Source organism: Streptomyces sp. NPDC003247, assembly GCF_042888135.1.
In the GTDB taxonomy this organism is placed as follows: Bacteria; Actinomycetota; Actinomycetes; order Streptomycetales; family Streptomycetaceae; genus Streptomyces.
Genome location: NZ_JBIAPF010000010.1, coordinates 49,670 through 70,160, shown reverse-complemented (window position 1 = coordinate 70,160; position 20,491 = coordinate 49,670). Strand labels below are relative to the sequence as shown.

Annotated in this window: 20 protein-coding genes; 9 read left to right on the top strand and 11 right to left on the bottom strand. The window is 71.7% G+C overall.

The features are described from left to right. The first annotated feature begins 51 nt into the window (after positions 1-51). Entirely contained in the window at positions 52-1,455 is a 1,404-nt protein-coding gene (locus ACFYWQ_RS30185) for an FAD-binding protein (RefSeq protein ID WP_389520683.1), read from the top strand. A 95-nt stretch (positions 1,456-1,550) separates the two neighbouring features. Here ACFYWQ_RS30185 and ACFYWQ_RS30180 read toward each other — a convergent pair whose 3' ends face one another. Further along, on the bottom strand, positions 1,551-2,144 hold the full coding sequence (locus ACFYWQ_RS30180; RefSeq protein WP_389520682.1) for a TetR/AcrR family transcriptional regulator: 594 nt from the start codon (positions 2,142-2,144) through the stop codon (positions 1,551-1,553). A 172-nt stretch (positions 2,145-2,316) separates the two neighbouring features. On the opposite strand from ACFYWQ_RS30180, the gene ACFYWQ_RS30175 reads away from it, so the two are divergent. After that, entirely contained in the window at positions 2,317-2,799 is a 483-nt protein-coding gene (locus ACFYWQ_RS30175; RefSeq protein ID WP_389520680.1) for a hypothetical protein, read from the top strand. A gap of 181 nt (positions 2,800-2,980) precedes the next feature. On the opposite strand, the gene ACFYWQ_RS30170 is transcribed toward ACFYWQ_RS30175, so the two are convergent. From ACFYWQ_RS30170 to ACFYWQ_RS30150, 5 genes are all read right to left on the bottom strand, one after another. Beyond that, positions 2,981-3,286: an alpha/beta fold hydrolase gene (locus ACFYWQ_RS30170; RefSeq protein ID WP_389520678.1), complete on the bottom strand. Its 306-nt coding sequence runs from the start codon at positions 3,284-3,286 to the stop codon at positions 2,981-2,983. After that, entirely contained in the window at positions 3,283-4,266 is a 984-nt protein-coding gene (locus ACFYWQ_RS30165; RefSeq protein ID WP_389520676.1) for a helix-turn-helix domain-containing protein, read from the bottom strand. Before ACFYWQ_RS30165 ends, ACFYWQ_RS30170 begins: the two co-directional genes overlap by 4 nt. Before the next feature lie 109 nt (positions 4,267-4,375). Continuing rightward, positions 4,376-5,236, bottom strand: coding sequence for an alpha/beta fold hydrolase (locus tag ACFYWQ_RS30160; protein WP_389520675.1), 861 nt, complete (start codon positions 5,234-5,236; stop codon positions 4,376-4,378). Between the two features lie 170 nt (positions 5,237-5,406). Continuing rightward, on the bottom strand, positions 5,407-6,492 hold the full coding sequence (locus ACFYWQ_RS30155) for an alpha/beta fold hydrolase (RefSeq protein ID WP_389520674.1): 1,086 nt from the start codon (positions 6,490-6,492) through the stop codon (positions 5,407-5,409). A gap of 393 nt (positions 6,493-6,885) precedes the next feature. Then, positions 6,886-7,404 carry an ATP-binding protein gene (locus tag ACFYWQ_RS30150; RefSeq protein WP_389520673.1) on the bottom strand — a complete coding sequence of 173 codons (519 nt, stop codon included), beginning with the start codon at positions 7,402-7,404 and terminating at the stop codon, positions 6,886-6,888. 333 nt (positions 7,405-7,737) lie between these two features. On the opposite strand from ACFYWQ_RS30150, the gene ACFYWQ_RS30145 reads away from it, so the two are divergent. Further along, a complete protein-coding gene (locus tag ACFYWQ_RS30145; protein WP_389520671.1) occupies positions 7,738-9,180 on the top strand; it encodes an aldehyde dehydrogenase in 1,443 nt (480 codons plus the stop codon). Between the two features lie 190 nt (positions 9,181-9,370). On the opposite strand, the gene ACFYWQ_RS30140 is transcribed toward ACFYWQ_RS30145, so the two are convergent. Then, entirely contained in the window at positions 9,371-9,733 is a 363-nt protein-coding gene (locus ACFYWQ_RS30140) for a hypothetical protein (RefSeq protein ID WP_389520669.1), read from the bottom strand. A 311-nt stretch (positions 9,734-10,044) separates the two neighbouring features. Here ACFYWQ_RS30140 and ACFYWQ_RS30135 point away from each other — a divergent pair, with 311 nt between their 5' ends. From ACFYWQ_RS30135 to ACFYWQ_RS30125, 3 genes are all read left to right on the top strand, one after another. Continuing rightward, positions 10,045-10,218, top strand: a complete 174-nt coding sequence (locus tag ACFYWQ_RS30135; protein ID WP_389520667.1) for a hypothetical protein — start codon at positions 10,045-10,047, stop codon at positions 10,216-10,218. A 186-nt stretch (positions 10,219-10,404) separates the two neighbouring features. Beyond that, positions 10,405-13,188 carry an AAA family ATPase gene (locus ACFYWQ_RS30130; RefSeq protein ID WP_389520665.1) on the top strand — a complete coding sequence of 928 codons (2,784 nt, stop codon included), beginning with the start codon at positions 10,405-10,407 and terminating at the stop codon, positions 13,186-13,188. A gap of 189 nt (positions 13,189-13,377) precedes the next feature. Further along, the gene (locus ACFYWQ_RS30125) at positions 13,378-13,851 is read left to right on the top strand and encodes an SRPBCC family protein (protein ID WP_389520663.1); all 474 of its coding nucleotides are present in this window, start codon (positions 13,378-13,380) and stop codon (positions 13,849-13,851) included. A 39-nt stretch (positions 13,852-13,890) separates the two neighbouring features. Here the strand turns inward: ACFYWQ_RS30125 and ACFYWQ_RS30120 are convergent, their stop codons facing one another. After that, positions 13,891-14,592, bottom strand: a complete 702-nt coding sequence (locus ACFYWQ_RS30120; RefSeq protein ID WP_389520661.1) for a lysophospholipid acyltransferase family protein — start codon at positions 14,590-14,592, stop codon at positions 13,891-13,893. 370 nt (positions 14,593-14,962) lie between these two features. Continuing rightward, complete coding sequence (locus tag ACFYWQ_RS30115; protein WP_389520659.1) at positions 14,963-15,961, bottom strand: NAD(P)H-dependent oxidoreductase; 999 nt, start codon at positions 15,959-15,961, stop codon at positions 14,963-14,965. Positions 15,962-16,129: 168 nt separating this feature from the next. On the opposite strand from ACFYWQ_RS30115, the gene sigJ reads away from it, so the two are divergent. The 3 genes from sigJ (at position 16,130) to ACFYWQ_RS30100 (ending at position 18,286) form a co-directional block, all read left to right on the top strand. Continuing rightward, positions 16,130-17,077: an RNA polymerase sigma factor SigJ gene (gene sigJ, locus ACFYWQ_RS30110; RefSeq protein WP_389520658.1), complete on the top strand. Its 948-nt coding sequence runs from the start codon at positions 16,130-16,132 to the stop codon at positions 17,075-17,077. A gap of 229 nt (positions 17,078-17,306) precedes the next feature. After that, complete coding sequence (locus tag ACFYWQ_RS30105; RefSeq protein ID WP_389520656.1) at positions 17,307-17,504, top strand: hypothetical protein; 198 nt, start codon at positions 17,307-17,309, stop codon at positions 17,502-17,504. A 116-nt stretch (positions 17,505-17,620) separates the two neighbouring features. Then, positions 17,621-18,286, top strand: a complete 666-nt coding sequence (locus ACFYWQ_RS30100; RefSeq protein WP_389520654.1) for a TetR/AcrR family transcriptional regulator — start codon at positions 17,621-17,623, stop codon at positions 18,284-18,286. An 87-nt stretch (positions 18,287-18,373) separates the two neighbouring features. Here ACFYWQ_RS30100 and ACFYWQ_RS30095 read toward each other — a convergent pair whose 3' ends face one another. Together ACFYWQ_RS30095 and ACFYWQ_RS30090 are read right to left on the bottom strand one after the other, a co-directional pair. Next, on the bottom strand, positions 18,374-19,504 hold the full coding sequence (locus ACFYWQ_RS30095) for a glycosyltransferase (RefSeq protein WP_389520653.1): 1,131 nt from the start codon (positions 19,502-19,504) through the stop codon (positions 18,374-18,376). Positions 19,505-19,617: 113 nt separating this feature from the next. After that, on the bottom strand, positions 19,618-20,361 hold the full coding sequence (locus ACFYWQ_RS30090; RefSeq protein WP_389520651.1) for a hypothetical protein: 744 nt from the start codon (positions 20,359-20,361) through the stop codon (positions 19,618-19,620). Positions 20,362-20,491 lie beyond the last annotated feature (130 nt).

The following is a 20,491-nucleotide window of genomic DNA, read 5'->3' as shown; positions in this document are numbered from 1 at the left end:
CAAACACGCTTCGCGTGTGTGAGTGAGGTAGTGATCAGAATGAGTGCGGACGTGCCCGGTACGGCTGAGGCGGCACTGCGGCCGGAGGAAGTGGACGAGCTGCGGCGGACCGTGACCGGACCGGTGCTGGAGCCGGGGTCCCAGGAGTACGGGACGGAGTGCGCCACCTACAACCTGACCTGCGGACTTCGGCCGGCCGTCGTGGTCGGCGCGACGAGCGCGCAGGACGTTGTGGCGGCGGTCCGCTTCGCCGCCCGCCACGGTCTGCCGGTCGCGGTGAAGTCCGCCGCGCACCAAGTGGTCTCCGCCGCCGAGGGCGGGCTGCTCATCACCACACACCGCATGAAGGACATCGCCGTCGACGCGGAACAGCGCACGGTACGGGTCGGAGCGGGCGTGCGCTGGAGCGAGGTACTGCCCCTCGCGGCGGAGTCCGGCCTGGCCCCGGTGGTGGGCTCGGCACCCGGGGTCGGCGTCGTCGGCTACACGCTGGGCGGCGGGCAGAGCCCCCTGCTGGGCCGCACCCTCGGCTACGCCGCCGACCACGTGCGACGGCTCGACGTGGTCACGGCGGACGGCGAACTGCGCCGGGTGACCGCGCACAGCGAACCGGACCTGTTCTGGGCGCTGCTCGGCGGCAAGGGCAACTTCGGCGTGGTCACCGAGATCGAGTTCGAGGCGTTCCCGGTCACACGCTTCTACGGCGGCGGCATCTACTTCCCCGGCGAGCACCTGCCCCGGATCCTGGAGGCCTGGCGGGCCTGGCTGCCCACCGTGGGCGAGGACATGACCTCCTCCCTAGCCGTCCAGCGCCTGCCCGACCTCCCCGTCCTGCCCGAACCGCTGCGCGGCGCCTTCGTCGTGCACCTGCGGATCGGCTACCTCGGACCGGCCACCGAAGGCGCCGGACTGATCGCCCCCCTGCGGGCGTCCGCGCCGGTGCTGATCGACCTCGTGGGGGAGAAGCCGTACACCGCGATCGGCGAGATCCACCTGGACCCCGTCGACCCGATGCCGTACTTCGACCGCAGCCTCTGTCTGGAGGAGTTCTCCGAGAAGACGGCGCAGACACTCGTGGACCTCACCGGCGCGGACTCCGGCTGCTTCCTGGCCAACGTCGAGATCCGGGCGCTCGGCGGCGCCTTCGACCGCGAGCCCGAGGTCCCCAACTCGGTGCCCAGCAGGGGCCTTCCGTACGTCGTGTTCGGCTTCGCGGTGGGCGCCCCGGACCACGCCGAGCAGCTCCGGGCCGAACTGGCACGCGTCATGGACGGGCTGGAGCCGTGGGCGGCCCGGCGCAACATGGTCAACTTCCTCTCGCCGGACGAGGCGAGCGACCCCGAGGGCGTCCGGGCGGTGTACGGGGCGGAGCGCTACGACAGGCTCGCCGCGGTGAAGAAGCGCTACGACCCGGCCAACGTCTTCCGCTTCAACCACAACATCAGGCCCGCCTGACCCGCGCCCCTGACTCCCACCGTCACGTGACTGACGCGCGCGGTTCGTCCGCACGTGCACGCTGAGCGCGGTGCCGGCACCTCCGGCGAGACGGTTCACGCCCGGTGCCGCGCCCCTTCGGGAACGGGCGCGGCAGACGTCGCGTCCGAGGGGCACAGTCCCCGCAGGAGCACATCGAGCAGCCGCCCCGACCGCGCCGGTCGCGTCTCCTGCGCGCCGACCCGCCACAACGGTCCGAGCAGCAGGAGTACGTCGTCGGCGGTCGTACCCGGCGCGATGGTCCCGGCCTTCTCGTTGGCGTCCACCAGCGCGGTCAGGGCGTCGAGCAGCGGCCGGCAGGCCTGTCGGCACTGCTCCGTCGGCACACCGGCGGCCATGCCCGCCAGCGCGTCCGCGAACTCCGGCTCGTACCTGCCCAGGGTCAGCAGACGCTCCAGCCAGGCGCGCAGCGCGAGGGACGGGCACAGGGCGGCCAGCAGGCCGGGCACGGCATCCACCAGCGCCTCCACGTCCTCCCAGTACACCTCCAGCACCAGGGACTCACGGGTGGGGAAGTGGCGGTAGAGCGTCCCCTGGCCCACGCCCGCTCTGCGCGCTATGGACTTGAGCGAGGTGTCGCCGGGAACGGCGAGCACCTCCGCCGCCGCCTCCAGGATGCGCTGACGGTTGGAGCGCGCGTCCGATCTCATCGATGCTCCGGTCCTTCGAGGGTGAATGGCACCCGGCCCGTCCGTCCTGCCACGTCCGGCAGGACGGTACAGGAAACACGTATCTCCGAGTTCACACGTATTCTGAAGGGAACCTACACCGCCCCGTCGTCCGGACGGAGGCGGCGCGTCGCCGGTATGAAGGGAAGACCGCATGACGAGGTACGACAGGCCCGACCGGCCGTGTCGCGGCATCCCCCGAGCCGTCCCGTCACCGTCCGCGCGGCGTCAGCGCGGCGACCGGGCGGGCCGACCGGTTCTCACCCTGGTACGGGGCTCCGAGGCCCAGCGGATACCCGTCGAACTGTCCGCCCTGACCCGCGAGCCCATGCCGGCCGACGTCCTGGGTGCCCTGGTGACGCCCGCGCACGGTCGGCTCATGGCCACCTGGATGCCGGTCGGCGGACCGTCCCGGGTCCTGCAGGGCCGGGTCCGGCTGTCCTGGACGTCCGCGGGCGACGACCGCATGGACGTCACCGCTCACCTGGGCCTCGCGCGCACCCAGGTCCTGCTGGCCGTCTGGCCGGGGCTGCGCGGCGACTGGTCCGGCGTCGTGTCCCCGACCGTCACCGAGGTGACGGAACTGCACGCCGCGCTCCGCGTCGCGACCGTGGCTCTGCGACGGCGGGACGACTGAGGGAACGTTGCCACGCCCGGCCTGGTACGGGTGCGGCCCCGCAGTGACCGGTAGCGGCTTGGTGCGGCCCCGCAGTGACCGGTAGCGGCTTGGTGCGGCCCCGCAGTGACCGGTAGCGGCTTGGTGCGGGTCTCAGCGCCGGTGGGGCGGCCCGAGGCGAGGGGCCGGCGGGCGGTGTCGTTCAGCCGGTCGTCGGCGCGGGTGCGCAGCGCGGCCCCTTGCTCCAGCCTGAGCCACCGCGGGGTACGGGCCGGGCGAAACCGGCGAGGGTGAACAGGCCGCGGACGCGGTCGGGACGGCGGGCGGCGACCGTCACGGCGACGGCCGCGCCGAGCGAGGTCCCCGCGATCACGAAGTCCCGCAGCCCGGCCACCCGTGCCGTCTCCACGACCTGTTCGGCCACGGTGTCGGTGCGCAGTTCGCCCGCGGGCAGCGCGCTGCGCCCAGATCCGGGCAGGCCGGGCAGCAGCACGGGGTGCTGGTTCATCCGCTCCGAGGCCGCGTGGTGCTGTCGCGCGCCGGGGCGTCCGGCCGTTCGGTGCCCCGCCGTTCGGTGCCCGGTCGCTCCGCGTCCGGCCGTTCGGTGCCCGGTCGCTCCGCGTCCGGCCGTTCGGTGCTCGGTCGCTCCGTGTTCCAGGAGGTGAGGATGCGCAGGGCGTCGTGGGAGGGGCTGCCGGTCTGTGCGGTCAGGACCATCAGGCGCTGGCCGGAGTCGTCGGGGGCGGACCAGGTGTCGCAGTCGAGGGTGAGGTCGCCCACCAGGGGGTGGCGGTAGCGCTTGGTGCCGTAGGTGGCGCTGTTGACCCGGTGCTCGCCCCACCAGCCGCGGAAGTCCGCGTCCTGAGCGGACAGGTCACCGACCAAGCGGGCCAGCTCAGGGTCGTCGGGGTCGGCCCCGGCCTCCATCCGCAGAGCCGCGACGGCGTCCCGGGCGTCGTGTTCCCACTCCAGGTGCAGTGCGCGGACCGACGGGTCGGTGAACAGCACACGCAGGTAGTTGCGGCGGTCGGCCGGGATCGCGGCGAAGTCGGTGTACAGGGCTACGGCGGCCGGGTTCCAGGCCAGCACGTCCAGGCGTCGGCCGAGGACGAGTGCGGGTGTCTCGGTCAGCTGGTCCAGCAGGCGGCGCATGGCGGGACGTACCCGCTGGGCGGGACGGCGGGTGCGGCGGGGCAGGTCGTCCGAGCGTCCGGCGAGTTCGTACAGGTACCGCTGCTGGTCGTCGTCGAGGCGCAGGGCGCGCGCGAGGGTGGTGAGCACGGGGGCGGAGGCGCGGACACGGCCCTGTTCGAGGCGGGTGTAGTAGTCGACGCTGATCGCGGCGAGCCGGGCGACCTCCTCGCGGCGCAGTCCGGTGACCCGGCGGGCGGAGTCCGTCCCGGGCAGCCCGCACTTGCCCGGGTCCAGCCGGGCCCGGCGGGCCTTGAGGAACTCCCCGAGCTTGCGGGGGTCGGAGTGTGCGGCCATGACGTTCATTCTCCCTGCGAACCGCACCCGCGTGGGGTGTGCCGGGTGGGGGGTCGGTGGTACCGCCGGGGACGGCGGGACGCGGCGTCCCGCCGTCCTCCGGGAGGTGTCAGCGGACGGTGGCCCGGGCGGCCCGCTCGATGACGTCGGCCACCAGACGGGGGTGGGAGACGGCGACCGAGTGCGAGGCGGCGACCTCGGTGGTGTGCGCGTGGGCCCGCTCGGCCATGAAGCGCTGCGCGGCGGCCGGGATGTTGAGGTCCTCGGTGGTGACGATGTCCCAGCTGGGCTTGGACTTCCAGGCCGCGGTGGTGGCCTTCTCCTCCAGGGCGGCCTGGGCGATGGGCCGCTGCGCGGCGGCCATCAGGGCGGCCTCCTCGGCGGGCACGTCGGCCGCGAACTGGTGGCGGAACTTGTCCTGCTGGATGTACAGGTCGGTGGCGGTGGAGCCGTCGGCCTGCTGGTAGGTGACCGGGTCGAGGGCCTCGGGGAGGGTCGAGCCCGGGAACCTGCCGGTGAGTTCCAGGGCGCTCTCGCCGGGGGCGGGCAGGAACGCCGCGACGTAGACGAGCGCCTGGACGTCGGGGTCGCCGGTGGCGGCCTGGCTGATGACGTTGCCGCCGTAGGAGTGGCCGACGAGGATCTTCGGGCCCTTGACGTGGTCGAGGACCGTGCGCAGGGCTGCGGCGTCGGAGGCCGGGCCGCGCAGCGGATCGGCGGCGGCGACGACCGGGTAGCCGTCGGCGCGCAGGCGGGAGATGACGCCGTTCCAGCTGGAGCCGTCGGCGAAGGCGCCGTGCTCCAGGACGACGGTCGGCTTCGGGTGCCGGTCCGTGCCGGTGGACTCGGCGCTCCCGGTCGCGCCGCTGGCGGTGCCGCTGAGGGCGAAGGCGCCGAGCGCGAGCCCCGCTGTGGCCGTCGCGACCGCGCCCGTCACCAGCCGCGTGCGTCCACCCTTGATGCTCACCACGACAAAACCCCTCTCAGCCCTTTTCCCTGTTGTGCGTTCTCTTGTGCGGTTCTCATGTGCGGTTTTCATGTGCGGTTTTCATGTGCGGTTCTTCGTCGTGCGGGACGGGCCGGCTTCGCCGATGTTCGTCACCGCTCTGACTGGTGACCAATCTGACGGGAAGGGGGAGGTCAGAGGCGGTCGGCGTCGACCACGGCCTGGGCGAAGGCGGTGGGTGCCTCCTGCGGCAGGTTGTGGCCGATGTTCGCGATCGTGCGGTGCAGGTAGGCGCCGGTGAAGTGGCTGCGGTAGGCGGTGCCGTCACCGGGCGCGGTGAAGGGGTCGAGGGCGGCGTCGAGGGTGACGGTGGGCACCCCGATGGGCGGCTGGGCGGCGAGCTGCTCCTCGTAGCGGTCGTAGCGCCGCTCGCCCTCGACCAGGCCGATGCGCCAGCGGTAGTTGAACAGGACAATGGCCGCGTAGTCGGGGTTCTTGAAGGCCTCGGCGGTGCGGTCGAAGACGTCGTCGGAGAAGTTCCAGTTCGGGGAGACCAGCGTCCACACGTAGCGGCACAGCGCGATGCGCTTGGTCTCGTCCTCCATGGTCTGCTTGCCGCGGTCGGTGGCGAAGTACCACTGGTACCACCAGTTGTGCTCGACGGCCGGAGCGGCGGGCGACAGCTGGGCCTTGACGTCGGTGATGAGGTAACCGCTGGTGGAGACCAGGGAGTTGACCCGCTCGGGCCACAGGGCGGCGATGATGTCGGCGGTGCGCGAGCCCCAGTCGAAGCCGGCCAGGGTCGCCTTCTGGATCTTGAGGGCGTCCATGAACGCGATGATGTCCAGCGCGACGGCGGACTGCTCGGCGGTGCGCGGGGTGTGCCGGGACAGGAAGCGGGTGCTGCCGTGTCCGCGCAGGTACGGGACGAGGACGCGGTAGCCCTGGTCGGCGAGGAGCGGGGCGACGTCGACGAAGCTGTGGATGTCGTAGGGCCAGCCGTGCAGCAGCAGGACGACCGGGCCGTGGGCCGGGCCGAGCTCCGCGTATCCGACGTTCAGGGCGCCCGCCTTGACGTGCTTCAGCGTCGTGAACCCGGTGTGGGTGCCGGGGGTGATGGTGGGCACGACGGGAGTGGCGGAGCCGGAGCCGCTGCCCGCCGTGGGTGCGGTCGGCGCGGTCGGCGCGGCGGACGCGGTGGTCTGGAGGCCGGTCAGCGAGACAGCGGCTGCTCCGGTGCCCAGGCCGACTGCCTTGCTGAAGGTACGCCTGTTGAACATGTCAAACCCTCTCGTGCGTTTCCGGTGACCGGTCCGCGCCCGGCAGACCGCCTGCTCGCATCGGCGCCGGGGCACCGCGGCTCTTGGCGCGACGACCTTGACACAGGATTTCGTCACCTGTCAAACAGGTGACGAGAGGGATTCCCGGCCCGTGCGGGCGGCACGTTCAAAGCCGCTCAGCTCCGTGGACGTGGCCGCGGCACACACTCTCGTCCGCGATGAAAACGGACACATCAGTCGATTGACGGTAGGGCCCGAACACCGTCATCAGACGTACGGTGCACGTGATAGGCGGCCACGCACAGCCGGGTGATCTCCCACGGCTCCATCTCCGGAGCACCGCGGAACTCCGCCTCCACCCGCGCCCCCAGCCCGGCGCCGTGCCGGACCACGTCACCCTGCGATGTCCGAGCGCAGTCGCAGCGCGAGCTTCACCGGACCCCCGGCCAGCTGACGCCCCATGAAACCGAGCGCCGCGACACTGGAGGCGTCCAGCCACTGCCCGTCGTCGACGACCAGCAGCAGCGGCCGCGTCGAGGAGGACAGGGACAGCAGGTCCAGGACGGCGATGCCGAGCGACATCACCGACGGCGGCTTGCCGCCGCTGCGCCCGAAGACGGTGTCGAACACGGTGCGGTGCACCGGATCCAGCCTCTCGACCGAGGCCAGCAGGGGATGCAGCACCTGGTGCAGGCCGGCGAACGGCAGCGCGGACTCCGCCTCGACCCCGGCGGCCCGGACCACCCGGTGACCCGCGTCGGCCGCCCGCCGCGCGACATGGCCGAGGAGGGCGCTCTTGCCCATCCCCGTCTTCCCCTTGAGCACGAGGGCCCGGCCTTCGGGGGCCGCCAGGAACGCGGCCAGCCGCCCCTGTTCGTCGTCCCGTCCGATCATCGTCACGAGAGACTCCACGGCGTCCCACTCCTCTTCCCCACCCGGAACACCCACGTGTGTAGGACACGAACCTATGTGTGTGCGGTGTCATGTTCGTTCTCGGCTCGGTGAAAGGTCCGCTGGCCTGCCCCGGCCCAAGGTGTGCCTGCCGGTGCGCGACGTGCCTCGGTGGGAGTACCCGCAATGAGACCCATCGCTTTCTAAAAGCGGCGAGGGAGTGCTGATAGAGAATGCAAGTGCTACATTGAAGCGACACTTTGAAGGCGCGTTCGAAGACCCACAAGGCCTGCAAGGCGTGCAAGGCGTGCAAAAACTGCGAAGACCTGAACCCAACCCGAAGAGAGAAAGCACATGATCACCTACGACCGTCTGTTCATCGGTGGTTCCTGGGTCGAGCCGAGCAACCCCGAACTGCTCGACATCGCCTCGCCGCACGACCGGTCCGTGGTCGGCCGCGCCGCCCAGGCCCAGCCCGCGGACGTCGACCGCGCGGTGGCCGAGGCCCGCGCCTCCTTCGAGGCGGGGGAGTGGCGGCTGACCCCGCCGAAGGAACGCATCGCGACCCTGCGCCGCTTCAACGACCTGCGTGAGCAGAACGCGGAGCGGATCGCCCACCTGATCTCGTTGGAGAACGGCTCGGCCGGCTGGTTCACCCGTGCCGGACAGCCCGGCCTGACCCGGCAGGCGAACGCCTACCTGAAGGCGGCGGAGGAGTTCGGCTGGGAGGAGACCCTGACGCCCTCCGACCCCGCCGCCCCGGTGCGCAGCGTGGTGCGCCGCGAGGCCGTCGGCGTCGTGGCCGCGGTCATCCCGTGGAACTCGCCCTTCTCCTCGGCCACTTCGAAGATCATCCCCGCCCTGCTCGCGGGCAATTCCGTGATCCTCAAGGTGTCCCCGGAGAACTCCCTGAGCATGGGCTTCCTGGCCGGACTGCTGGAACGAGTGGGCCTGCCCAAGGGCGTGATCAGCGTCCTGCCCGCGGACCGCGAGACCAGCGAGCACCTGGTGTCGCACCCGGAGATCGACAAGATCGCCTTCACCGGCTCGACCCGGGCCGGCCGCCGTATCGCGGCGATCGCCGGCGAGCAGCTCAAGCGCGTCAGCCTGGAACTGGGCGGCAAGTCGGCCGCGATCATCCTGCCCGACGCCGACATCGCCAAGGCCGTCGCGGGCGTGAGGTTCGGCTCCCTGCTCAACAACGGCGAGTCGTGCATCGCCCAGACCCGCATCCTCGCCCCGCGCGGCCGGTACGAGGAGGTCGTGGCCGCACTGAAGGAACTCGTCGAGTCGCTCAAGGTCGGCGACCCGAACGACCCCGACACCTTCATCGGCCCGATGATCCGCCCCGACCAGCAGGAGCGGGTGCGCCACTACATCCGGCTCGGCATCGAGGAGGGCGCCCGCCTCGTCACCGGCGGCCCGCAGATCCCGGAGGGCCTGGAGAACGGCAACTACGTCACCCCCACCGTCTTCGCCGACGTCGACAACTCGATGCGCATCGCCCAGGAGGAGATCTTCGGCCCGGTCCTGGTCGTCATCGCCTACGACGACGAGGACGACGCCGTCCGCATCGCCAACGACTCCGAGTACGGACTGTCCGGCGGGGTCTGGTCCGCCGACGAGGAACACGCCCTGGCCGTCGCCCGCCGCGTCCGCACCGGTACCGTCACCGTCAACGGCGCCTCCGTCGCCTTCGACGGCCCGTTCGGCGGCTTCAAGGCCAGCGGCATCGGCCGCGAGTACGGCTCGGTCGGCCTCGGGACGTACACCGAGTACAAGACGATCACCGTCTGACCCGGTGTACGGGACACGACGCGAGGAGTGTGCCCGCGCCGGAAGCGTCCGGCGCGGGCACATGTGCGGATCGGCACGTGCGGATCGGCACGCGCCGATCGAGGGACCGAAGGGACCAGAGGGACCGAGTTCTGGAACAACAGTTCCGTGATCGATCACTCGTGCGCGAAGAGAGGTCTCCCCGGCTCCGTCACGTCGCCTGCACCACCCGGTAGCTGAGCATCGACCACGGAAGGTCGGTCTGGGTCAGGGTCCCGCTGCGCCAGGACGTGGCCCCGGAGCAATCCGCCGCGGGGTACAGCTCCACGGACCGGGAGCCATCGGCGATCTGGATCGACTTCGCCGCCTGCGACAGCGTGTGACACGTGCCGAGGTCGCCGAGGTCGACCTCCGTCACCGAACCGGTGCCGGTGGTGCCGGAGTAGAGGTACGCGCCTTCCTGCAACGGAGGCCAGCCGGCGGCGTTCGCCGCTCCGGCACCGAGGCCGATCAGCGTCGCCGTCATGGTGGCGGCAACCGCCGCGGTACGCAGTCCCGCTCTGGAGGTGACCATGCAACCCGCCCTTTCCTGTGCGCGCCGACGCCGGGGGAGGGCATCGGCGCGACTTGTTCGGTCGAATGCGGCAGGCGTCAAACTCTTGCACGCTCAACCATATGTGTGGAGATCAAATCCGGCCACCGCACACATGTGACGACGGCGACACCCTTCCCGCAGATGCGTATGCGCACCCGGGCGCCGGAAACACGTGGCAGCTCTTTGACACCGACATCCGACACCAGGATGCTCGTAACCCGTTGGAGCGGTGATGAAATGAGGTGACCCCGACCTCGCATACGCACATCCCCCGACTCCCGGAGAGCGACATGGCCAGCAGGCGACGACCCACCCCGCACGGCCTCGGCCCCCTCCGGCACACTCGCGCCGATGCACCCGGACCCTGGACCCACCATGTCGTCCCGGACGCGGGCCACGACCTGCCCCAGGAACGGCCCGAGGCCTTCACCGCGGCGGTCCTGGAAGCCGACGCCATGACCTGACCGTCCCGGCGCCAGTCGTATCCTGAGACGATCAGACCGGCATGCGGGCGCCACGGTGCCCGGACGGACGAATGCACAGGGTGCGAAGCCGAGCATCGACGCAGGGGGGCATCGGCGTACAGCACACGGCCCCACAAGGGCCCGGAAAGGACCTTCGCACCACGGCGCTTTGGAGACAGCAGCTCGATGAACGACCTGGACCACCCGGCCCGACCCGCCTCGACGCGGCTGATCGGGCGGGACGAGGACCTGGAGTTCGTACGCTCCCACTTCAACGGCTCCGTCCACGGCGCCGCCCTGCTGCTGTCGGGAGAGGCCGGGATCGGCAAGACCGCGATCCTCGACGCGGTGGTGGCACGGGCCAGGGCGGAGGGCACCCGCGTACTGCGGGCGAACGGCGTGCAGTTCGAGGCCGACGTCAGCTACGCCGGCCTCAACCAGCTCCTCGTCCCCCTCTTCGACACCTTCGACCTGCTCGACCCCGGCCACCGCGACGCGCTGAAGGTCGCGGTCGGCATCGGCGGCGGCCCGCCGCCCAACCGGCTGCTGATCTCCACCGCGGCCTTGCTGCTGCTGCGCCGCATCGCCCAGGACACCCCGCTGCTGATCGTCGTCGACGACCTGCCGTGGCTGGACCGGCCCACCAGCTCGGTCCTCGGTTTCGTGGCCCGGCGGCTCGTCGGCAGCCGTATCAGCTTCCTCGCCGCCTCCCGCGTCACCTCCGACGGCTTCTTCGCCTCCAGCGGTCTCACCGAGCACCGACTGAAGCCGCTGGACGAAGCGTCCTCGGCCGCCCTGCTCGCCGAGGCCCACCCGGGCATGTCCCACGCGATACGACGACGTATCACCGCCGAGGCGCACGGCAACCCGCTCGCACTGGTGGAACTGCCCACCGCCCTCGACCGCGAGCAGCGCACGGCGCCGTCGGCGGTGCCCTCGGTCCTGCCGCTCAGCGAGCGCCTCCAGGCACTGTTCGCCGACCGCGTCGCCGACCTCCCCGCCGCCGGCCGGGAACTGCTGCTGATCGCGGCACTCGAAGGCCTCGGCGACCTCACCGTCGTCGAGGCGGCCGCGGGAGGCGGCACCGCCGTGGAGGCCCTGGAGGCCGCGGAGCGCGACCGGCTGGTGGCGATCTCGGCGACCTCCCGGACACTGTCGTTCCGGCACCCCCTGATCGGGGCCGCGGTGGTGGCCCAGGCGTCGGCCGCCGACCGCCGCAGAGCACACCGGGCACTCGCCGCCGTCCTCACCGACCAGCCCGAGCGCCGCGCCCACCACCTCGGCGAAGCGACCACCGGACCGGACGAGAACGTCGCCGGACTCCTGGAACAGGCCGCCCGCCTGCGTCTCGAACGCGGCGACGCACTCGGCGCGATGGCCGCCCTCACCCGTGCCGCCGGACTCAGCCCGTCCCCGGCCGACGAGAGCCGCCGCCTGGCGGAGGCCGCCTACATCGGCACCGACGCGGGCGGTGGCATGGCGGACGCCTCCAGCCTGCTGGTCGGCGCCCGCCGCGCCGACCCCGCCACCCGGGAGGAGTCCCTGCACGCGGCGGCCGCCTCCGCCCTCCTGCTGATCAACGAGGAAGGCGACGTCGACACCGCCCACCGGCTGCTGGTCGGCGCGGTCGAGGCGGGCGGACACGGCTACGACGCCTCCGACGACTCCCTCGTCGAAGCCCTGTTCACCCTGATCACCCTGTGCTGGTACAGCGGCGACCCACGGAAGTGGGAACCGCTGTTCCGGGCCCTGGACCGCATGACCCCCGCACCCCCCGACCTGCTGTGGGTGTGCGCGCACACCTTCGCCGACCCCGCCCGCACCGGGTACCTCGCGCTGGACCGCCTCGACACGCTCCTCGCCGACATGGGCGACGCGACCCACACCGTCCGGGTCAGCACCTGCGCCGTCTACCCGGACCGGCTGGCGGACGTACGGGAGGCCTCCCTGCGCCTGGTCGAACAGGGCCGCGCGGGCACCGCACCCGTCCGCAGGCACCTGTCCGCCCTGATCCATCTGTGCCTCGACGACTTCTACAAGGGCCGCTGGGACGAGTCCGTGAAGTTCGCCGCCGAGGGACTCGGCCTGTGCGAGGACTACGGCTACCCCTTCTTCGCCTGCAAGTTCCAGTTCGTGCAGGCGCTGGTGGCCGCTTCCCGCGGCGACGCGGAGACCAGCGACGCGCTGTGCGAGGAGATCGTCGGCTGGGCCGTGCCCCGCGGCGCCCACGGCGCCCGCGCCCTCGCCTTCCACGCCAGGTGCCTGGCCGCCCTCGGCACCGGCGACTTCGACACCGCCTTCCGGCACGCCACCGCCATCAACCCGCTCACCCCCCTCGCCCCCTTCCGGCCGCACTCCATGACCGGCGCCCTGGACCTGGTGGAGGCCGCCGTCAGGTCAGGCCGCCCCGCCGAGGCGGCCACCCACGCGGCGGCCCTGCGCGACTCCGCGATGGCGCGGCTCTCCCCGCGCCTGCACATGCTCGTCCTGGCCTGCGAGGCCCTGACGACACCCGGCGACGACGCCCTGGACCTGTTCGAGCGGGCCCTGTCCCAGGTCGACCCCGAGGACTGGGTGTTCGACGTCGCACGGGTCCGGCTCTTCTACGGCGAACGCCTCAGGCGCCGACGCGCGACGAAGGAGGCCCGTGAGCAACTCGTCCCGGCGGCCGAGGCGTTCGAGAGGCTCGGAGCGAGGCCCTGGGCGGAACGCGCCGCGGCCGAACTGCGGGCGAGCGGCCACACGGCGGCGGCCACCGCGCAGCGCAAGGGCGCGCTCACGGCCCAGGAACTGGAGATCGCGACCCTGGCCGCGACCGGGCTGACCAACAAGCAGATCGCCGAGCGCCTCTTCCTGTCGCACCGGACGATCGGTACCCATCTGTACCAGATCTATCCCAAGCTGGGCATCAACTCCCGAGCCGCCCTGCGGGACGCCCTGGCCGCCCTCGACCTGGAGGACGTCGGCTGAGCGGAACCGGTCAGATGACGTATGCGCGACCACCCGCCCACCCGCACACTGTGTGAGGGAACGCCCCGTGACGGTCGCGCCCTCGACACCCTTGACCCCCTCGCCGGCCGACCCCGGCCAGACCCCGGCCAGACCCCGGCCAGACCCCGGTCCGCCCCGGGCCGAGCAGCAGCCCGAGAGAGAACGCGCATGTACGACACCTCGCAGAGCCACCCGGACATCCACTGGCCGTCCGGGTTCTCACCCGCCGAAGCCCACAGCTTCCACCGGGCGCAAGCCGTCGTACCCGGTCCGCCGGAGCGGTCCTTCAGGGTGCTCACCGACGTGGCGGAGTGGCCGAACTGGGTCCCGGAGTGCCGGGAGGTGAGCGCGATGAGCCTCACCCAGACCTTCGACGTGCACTGGGCCGGACATCACTTCGAGGTCTTCGTGGGGGAGTCCGTGCCACCCCGCCGGATCGGCTGGCTGGGCATCGGCGCCGGCGTCCAGCTGTACCAGGCGTGGCTGCTCACGGAGGTCGAGGGCGGCACGGAGGCCGTGGTCGAGAACGTCGTCCGGGCCGGCGCCCCCAAGTCCCTCGACACCGTGTCCCAGGCGTGGGCCCAGCGCCTGCACGAGCTGTGGCTCACCCAGCTGGCGAAACTCTCGCAGCCTGACGCCTGACGCCTGACGCCTGACGCCTGACGCCTGACGCCTGACGCCTCACGGCCCGTACGTGGTGGTGGCGGCGGTCGGTGCGGGCAGACCCCGCAGCTCCGCCAGCTGTGCCGTCACCGCCGCCATGATCACGTCCGTCACCTCCCGCCACAGCTCGGGCCCCGGCTCCCGGCCCTGGAATCGGGAGAGGTCCACCGGCGGCCCGGCCAGCACCCGGTGGGTCCGGCGGGGGAGGAGCCGGCCCATCCGCCCGTACGGCGGCAGCAGCAGGTGGGCGCCCCACTGCGCCACCGGTATCACCGGACACCCGGTCTCCAGCGCGACCCGCGCGACCCCCGTCCGGCCCGCCATGGGCCACAGGTCCGGATCACGGGTGAGGGTGCCCTCCGGATAGAAGACGACCCCCTCGCCCGCCCGTACCGCGGCGGCCGCCAGGTCCAGGGCCCGCAGCGCCCCCGCACCGCCACGGGCCACCGGGACGTGCTTCATGGCCCGCATGAGCCGCCCGAACGCCCCCTTGAACAGGCCCTCCTTGGCGAAGAAACGCGGCGGACGACCGGCGGAGTACTGGAAGCAGCCGTACGCCACCGGGTCGACGTACGAGTTGTGGTTGACCGCTGCGATGAATCCGCCCTCGGCGGGAATGTGGTGCGCACCCGTCCAGTCCCGCCGGAACAGCAGCATCACGAGAGGCCGCGCGATCGCGGCCGTCGTCCGGTAGGCGATTCCGATGCTTCGACGTGCCATACGTTCCCCAACGTGAGTCATGTTCCTGGGACGGCTCGCGTCCCGGACAGCCGGCCGGACGCGGGACCGGCACCTTTGTACAGCACCGGCCCCGCCGGACACATGTGCCGATGGCTCTTTGTCCGGTTCAGGTGGATACCCGACGCCTGGCGGCAGCGCGCACATGTGTGTCCGAGGGGCGTCGCCTGCGGAACGGTGAGACGGGAGCACGCGTGGGCGGTTCCCGCCCGTCGGCGGCGCGTACGGTCGGTCCGCCGACGGAACCCGCCCCAGCGATGGGGCCGCTCGAGGCTCGAGTACAGACCCCACCGGAGCCGCGCACCTGCCCCGCCCCGCCCCGCCGGGCAGGGCAGGGCAGGGCCCGTTGACGTCACGGTTCGAGGTCGACGACCCCCTTGCCGCCCAGGATGTCCAGCGGCACGGAGACCTGATCGTGGGTGATCAGCCATTCGCCGTCGATCTTCCGGAAGCAGAAGGTGACCCGGACCCACATGCCGCCCGCCGCCGTCCCGTCGGGCAGCGTGCCGCTGAGGCGACCGAAGCCGTGTGTGAACGCCACGTCGTCGCCCACCGTGGGCATCAGGTCGCACACCTCGTAGGTCACCTCCTGGAAGAACGTGAACACGTTCGCCCAGTTCTTGAGTTTCGCGTCGATCCCCACGTGCTGGAGCGGCGGATCGATGTCGAAGGACACGACGTCCGTCGAGTAGAGCCGCCTCAGACCCTCGAGGTCCTTGGCCTGGATCGCGTCGACGATCCCGTCGATGTGGCGGCGGATCGCGGCTTCGTCCGTCTCGCGCTGTGTGGGCTGTGTGGGGGTGGCTGTCCGTCCTTCCGTGCTCTGGGCGACGACGTGGTCCAGCAGCGTGTCGAGGGCGCTGACGTGGTGGGCGCCCGGCTTGAGTGTCGCGTGGTCCTCGAAGTCGGTGTGCAGGGACAGCGAGACCTGCGGGGTCACCGCACCCATCTGGAGGAGCTCACACAGTGCCCGCAGCTGCCGGGCCGCATGGACGCCGCCGCCGGCGCCGTAGGAGACGAACCCGACGGCCTTGTGGGTCCACTCCGCGTACAGGTAGTCGATCGCGTTCTTGAGCACGCCGGGGATGGAGGCGTTGTACTCGGGGGTGACCATGACGAATCCGTCGAAGCGGGCGATGGTGTCAGCCCATGTCCGGGTGTGCCCGTGCTGGTACCGCCCAGCGAGCGCGGGCAGCGGCTCGTCCAGATGCGGCAGCGGGTGGTCGAGCAGGTCGATCACCTCGAATGCGGCGTCGCCGCGGCGGGCCGCCCGCTCGTGGACCCACCGGGCGACCTGGTCGCCCTTGCGGCCGGGGCGGGTGCTGCCGATGAGTATTCCGATCCTGGTCATCGCTGTCTCCTGAGGTGTCCCACCCGGGTTCTCCGGGCCGGTGGCGTCTCCGAGCGGTACGACGACACGACCCCGCGGAACGTCAGGGAGAGTCGAAGACCTGACAATCGGACGTGCTGTCTCGTCGGACCGCCGAGGGACGATCCGAGATAGGGAGCCACCGGAACCATGACCGATCACGCGAAGTCACGGCACGACGAGTCCGACGCAGGCCTGGACGCGATCATCAGCGAGCGGCGGCGGCTGATCGGTCTCGCCTACCGGCTCCTCGGTTCCCTGGCCGAGGCCGAGGACGCGGTCCAGGAGACCTACACCCGCTGGTACGCCATGTCCCGACAGCGGCAGGACGCCATCGAGTCCCCCGGCGCCTGGCTGACGACGGTCGCCACCCGCGTGTGCCTGGACCTCCTCGGCTCGGCGCGGGTCCGGCGCGAGCGTTACATGGGCGAATGGATCCCGGAGCCGCTGCCCGAGCGGACCGACTGGATCAGCGGGCGCCCAGGCACCGCCGCGACCGATCCCGCGGACCCGGCCGACCGGGTCACACTCGACGAGTCGGTGAGCATGGCGTTTCTCGTCGCCCTCGAATCCATGACCCCGGCTCAGCGCGTCGCGCTCATCCTGCACGATGTCTTCGGCTACCCGTTCGCCGAGATCGCCGGGATCACCGGCCGCACCCCGGCGGCCTGCCGCGAACTGGCCTCCTCCGCCCGGCGCCGCGTCCGCGCCTCCCTGCCCCCTGCGGCCCCGGCAGCCCACCAGGCGGGCCTCGTCAGGGAGTTCAAGCAGGCGTGGGACGCGCAGGACATCAGCGCCCTCGTCAGACTCCTCGCCCCCGGCGCGACGTTCACGGCGGACGGCGGCGGCGTGGTCGCCGCCGCGCTCCACCCGATCGAGGGCGGCGAAGGGATCGCGCGCTACCTTACCGACCTCGCCGTCCGGGCGTCCGGCGGCCTGACGGTCCTGGAGCGCACGGTCAACGGCCGGGCCGGTCTGGTGATCGAGCACGACGGCATCACCGTGGCCGTGTACGCGTTCGACGTCGAGGACGACCGGATCACGCACATCTGGGCAGTGCGCAACCCCGACAAACTCCGCCCGTGGACGGCGGGCTGACCGGCTGGCCTTCGACAGCGCGGCACCTACTGCAACCAGGCGCTCGGCGGCCCGCACGACGCGGTCGCCGACGCGTGGCTCCTCATTGCGAAGCTCGAACAAATGGCCGAAAGATGGTCCACCACTCCCATGCGTCACCGCCTTGACAGGTGACGATCGAGCGGCGCATGCTGGTCCCGTCCACGGCGCGAACAGCACGCCGCCACGATCGACGAAGTGGGGCACGGTCATGAACCAGCAGCTCAGCACGGACGCCGCAGCGGCAGCCCTCCGCCACTCACGCTTCGGCACCCTCCCCGAGCGCATCCGCTTCGAGGACATGACCGAAGAGGTCGACGCAGTCCCGGGCGGCGGCGCGAACGCCTCGTACGACCCCGAGGGATCCTGGAAGTCCTACTCCTGCCTCGCCCTCGACCTGGGCCTGTGATCACGTCCCTGACCTGCGCGGGGACAGACAGCCCCCTCGGTCCGTGCCCGTGCGGCAGGGCATCATGGACGGATGGACAGCAGAGAACGCGTCCGCCCGTACCCGGCGAGCACGGCGTGAGCGCACCGGCCGGCGGGCGGCGGCGGCCGTACCGCAACGACAGACGGGCACAAGCCGCCGCGGTGACACGGACGACGATTCTCGACACCGCCCTGCGGCTCTTCGTCGAGCACGGGTACGCGAAGGTCACCATCGGCGACATCGCCCGGGAGGCCGGAACCGCCGTACCCACCGTGTACGCGAGCACCGGCGGCAAGTCCGCGATCCTGACCGTCCTGATGAACCGCGGGGTGGACGACCCGGTCGTCGAACGGACACTGGACGCCGTCCGCACCGCGCCCGACGCCCGGGCGGCCGTCGCGGCCATGGCCCATGGCGTACGCCTGGACAACGAACGCCACCTCGACGTCGTCCAGGTCATGATCACGGCCGCCGCGGTGGAGCGACACGTCGAGGAAGCGCTCACCCAGGTCGCCACGGCCTACCGCCAGGCGCTCGGCGTGCTCACCGAACGCCTCGCGGAACTGGGCGCCCTGCGCCCCGGCCTGAGCCGGGAACGCGCCACCGACATGCTCTGGTTCCTGCTGGGGCTGCCGTCCTGGCGTCTGTTCGTCGCCGAACGTGGCTGGTCCTGGGACGAGACCGAGCGCTGGCTCGCGCAGCAGGCCGCCGCCGCGCTGATCGCGGAACCGGACGACAACGACAACGACAACGACAGCTGACGGCCTGAAAGTCCGCCATCGCGGAACCGGAAGACCGCTGACACGGGCGGCGACGGCATCCACCCTCGCGGAGGGCGCGGACGAACGTCAGCCGACGAGCGCCGCCAGCTTGTCGGCGACCTCACGCGGCGAGGGCATCGCCGCGATCTGCGCGGCGGCACGTCGCGCGTTGTCCCGGTACTCCTCGCCGCCGAGCACCTCGACCACCGCCGCCGCGACCTCCTCCGGCCCGGCGGGCGGCAGGACGGCGACACCGGAGCGCGAGCCCGCGACGGCAGCCGCCTGGAGGAACTGGTCGGCGCCCTGTGGCACGACGACCATGGGCAGGCCACGCGAGAGCGTGCCCAGCGTGGTGCCCGCACCGCCGTGGGTGACCACCAGGTCGACACCGTCGAGGAGTTCGGCCAGCGGCGTGAACCCGACGAACTCGACATGGTCGAACCCTTCGCCGTAGTCCGCGGCCGTGGCGGCCAGACCGAGGGTCACCACCAGGTCGGCCTTCTCGGCGAGGGCGTCGATGACCGGACGCAGCACCTCGGGCGCGGCGAAGTGCGTGCCGAAGGAGAGCAACACCTTGGGCCGGGCGCCCCCGCCGGCGGACACCGTGCCGGCCGTGTCCGGCGTACCGGGGCCGCGGTGGGCCTCCGGACGGAGCGGAAGGCGGCCCTGCGGCTCCTGCCACTCCGGACCCCGCAGCGCCTCGGGGCACGGGTCGAGGTACCAGGTGGGCCGGGGTACGGCGAGGCCGCGTTCCTTGTACCGGCGCTCGGCCACGGCGTCGAAGACGTCGGTGAACTGGGCGGGTATCGGCGGGCCGAACGCGAGCTTGGCGTAGGGCACTTCGAGGACGTCGGCGACGAGCGGGCCCACGTAGTCGGTGGCTTCGGCGACGATCAGCTCCGGACGGAACGCGCGTGCCGCGGCGATCGCGGCGTCCGCGGTGAGGTCGATCCGGGCACCGGCGAACAGCTCCGCGGCGACGGCGGGGTCGGGCACGGTCGGGTCGTCCACCCCGGCCAGCCGGGCCGCTTCCGCGAGCAGCTCGGGGATCTCGGGACCGACGGGGAGCAGGGTGACGCCCTCTGCGGCGAACAGCGGCCCGAAGGAAGCCGACGTGATCACGGCCACCTCGTCGCCGCGGTCGCGAAAGGCACGGGCGAGAGGAAGCTCCGGCAGCACATGTCCGTGCTGCGGAGTGCTGGAGAAGAGGATACGCATACGTGGAGCATAGGGTATTCGATGAAGTGTGCCTTCATCGAATACCTGTCACCACACATGTGTCTCTCTCGGCGGTACCCGGCGGAACCCGGCGGTGCCCGGCGGGTCGCCTCCTACGAGTGTTTCGAGTCGGCCATCAGACCCCGCATGTCGTCGATCATGTCGGGCCAGTACGTCGACACGTCGGGAAGTTCCGGCGGGTCCCCGATGTCGTCACCGGAGACCTCTCCCTGGTAGTAGCTGGTGGTGGACAGGCTCAGGCCCAGCACCGCCGCCCCGTCCAGGACCCGGAGCTCCGTGTGTTCGGCGTCCTTCACGATCAGGAAGGCCTCGTCGCCGAGATCGGGCACGGCCTTCACGTCGATCGCGTCGACGACACCGAAGTCGGTGACCCGCTTGCCGGCCTCGAACTCGCCGCGAGGGTCGCTCGTCCTGTGCAGCGCCACCGATATCCCCACGGTGTCGGTCACCGCCCAGCCTCCGCCCGGCTTCTCCTCCTCGTCCTTCCGGAGAGCGACAGAGCAGTGGACCTGGTCGACGGCGGGATGCCTGAGGATCTCGTCATCGGTGATGTCGGCCGTGTCCTTCGGAGCGATGGCCCCCTGAAGCGACGCCAGCTCCGCCCGCCTGCACACTCCCTGGTCGAGTCGGTACCCGCGCAGATCGGCGCCCTGGTCGCCCGGGCCGAGGGCGAAGACGCCCACCGCCCAGAGCGCGGAAGCCGCCACCGCGCCGCCCAGAGCACACGGCCACGACGACGGCTCGCGCCGGCCGGACCGCTGCGTCGCGAGGTCACCCACGACGTCACCGGATTCCGGCGAGCCGAACCCCTCCGTCATCTCCGGCTCGGAAATCATCTGACGCCTCCCGGATGCTCGCACACGTGTGAGTGGCGATGATCGCACACACGGGTGGGGCGAGCCCTGGGCCCGCCCCACCCCGCCGGAAGTCCTGGGGCCGGCCGCCGCCGTCAGCGCAGCGTGTACG

Excerpts from the sequence above, each read along its gene's own strand:
- sigJ (WP_389520658.1), top strand. The coding sequence starts at position 16,130 with ATGACCGATCACGCGAAGTCACGGCACGACGAGTCCGACGCAGGCCTG.
- ACFYWQ_RS30090 (WP_389520651.1), bottom strand. The coding sequence starts at position 20,361 with ATGATTTCCGAGCCGGAGATGACGGAGGGGTTCGGCTCGCCGGAATCC.
- ACFYWQ_RS30170 (WP_389520678.1), bottom strand. The coding sequence starts at position 3,286 with ATGAACCAGCACCCCGTGCTGCTGCCCGGCCTGCCCGGATCTGGGCGC.
- ACFYWQ_RS30125 (WP_389520663.1), top strand. The coding sequence starts at position 13,378 with ATGTACGACACCTCGCAGAGCCACCCGGACATCCACTGGCCGTCCGGG.
- ACFYWQ_RS30145 (WP_389520671.1), top strand. The coding sequence starts at position 7,738 with ATGATCACCTACGACCGTCTGTTCATCGGTGGTTCCTGGGTCGAGCCG.
- ACFYWQ_RS30180 (WP_389520682.1), bottom strand. The coding sequence starts at position 2,144 with ATGAGATCGGACGCGCGCTCCAACCGTCAGCGCATCCTGGAGGCGGCG.
- ACFYWQ_RS30135 (WP_389520667.1), top strand. The coding sequence starts at position 10,045 with ATGGCCAGCAGGCGACGACCCACCCCGCACGGCCTCGGCCCCCTCCGG.
- ACFYWQ_RS30105 (WP_389520656.1), top strand. The coding sequence starts at position 17,307 with ATGAACCAGCAGCTCAGCACGGACGCCGCAGCGGCAGCCCTCCGCCAC.
- ACFYWQ_RS30115 (WP_389520659.1), bottom strand. The coding sequence starts at position 15,961 with ATGACCAGGATCGGAATACTCATCGGCAGCACCCGCCCCGGCCGCAAG.
- ACFYWQ_RS30120 (WP_389520661.1), bottom strand. The coding sequence starts at position 14,592 with ATGGCACGTCGAAGCATCGGAATCGCCTACCGGACGACGGCCGCGATC.
- ACFYWQ_RS30175 (WP_389520680.1), top strand. The coding sequence starts at position 2,317 with ATGACGAGGTACGACAGGCCCGACCGGCCGTGTCGCGGCATCCCCCGA.
- ACFYWQ_RS30140 (WP_389520669.1), bottom strand. The coding sequence starts at position 9,733 with ATGGTCACCTCCAGAGCGGGACTGCGTACCGCGGCGGTTGCCGCCACC.
- ACFYWQ_RS30095 (WP_389520653.1), bottom strand. The coding sequence starts at position 19,504 with ATGCGTATCCTCTTCTCCAGCACTCCGCAGCACGGACATGTGCTGCCG.
- ACFYWQ_RS30165 (WP_389520676.1), bottom strand. The coding sequence starts at position 4,266 with ATGGCCGCACACTCCGACCCCCGCAAGCTCGGGGAGTTCCTCAAGGCC.
- ACFYWQ_RS30130 (WP_389520665.1), top strand. The coding sequence starts at position 10,405 with ATGAACGACCTGGACCACCCGGCCCGACCCGCCTCGACGCGGCTGATC.
- ACFYWQ_RS30155 (WP_389520674.1), bottom strand. The coding sequence starts at position 6,492 with ATGTTCAACAGGCGTACCTTCAGCAAGGCAGTCGGCCTGGGCACCGGA.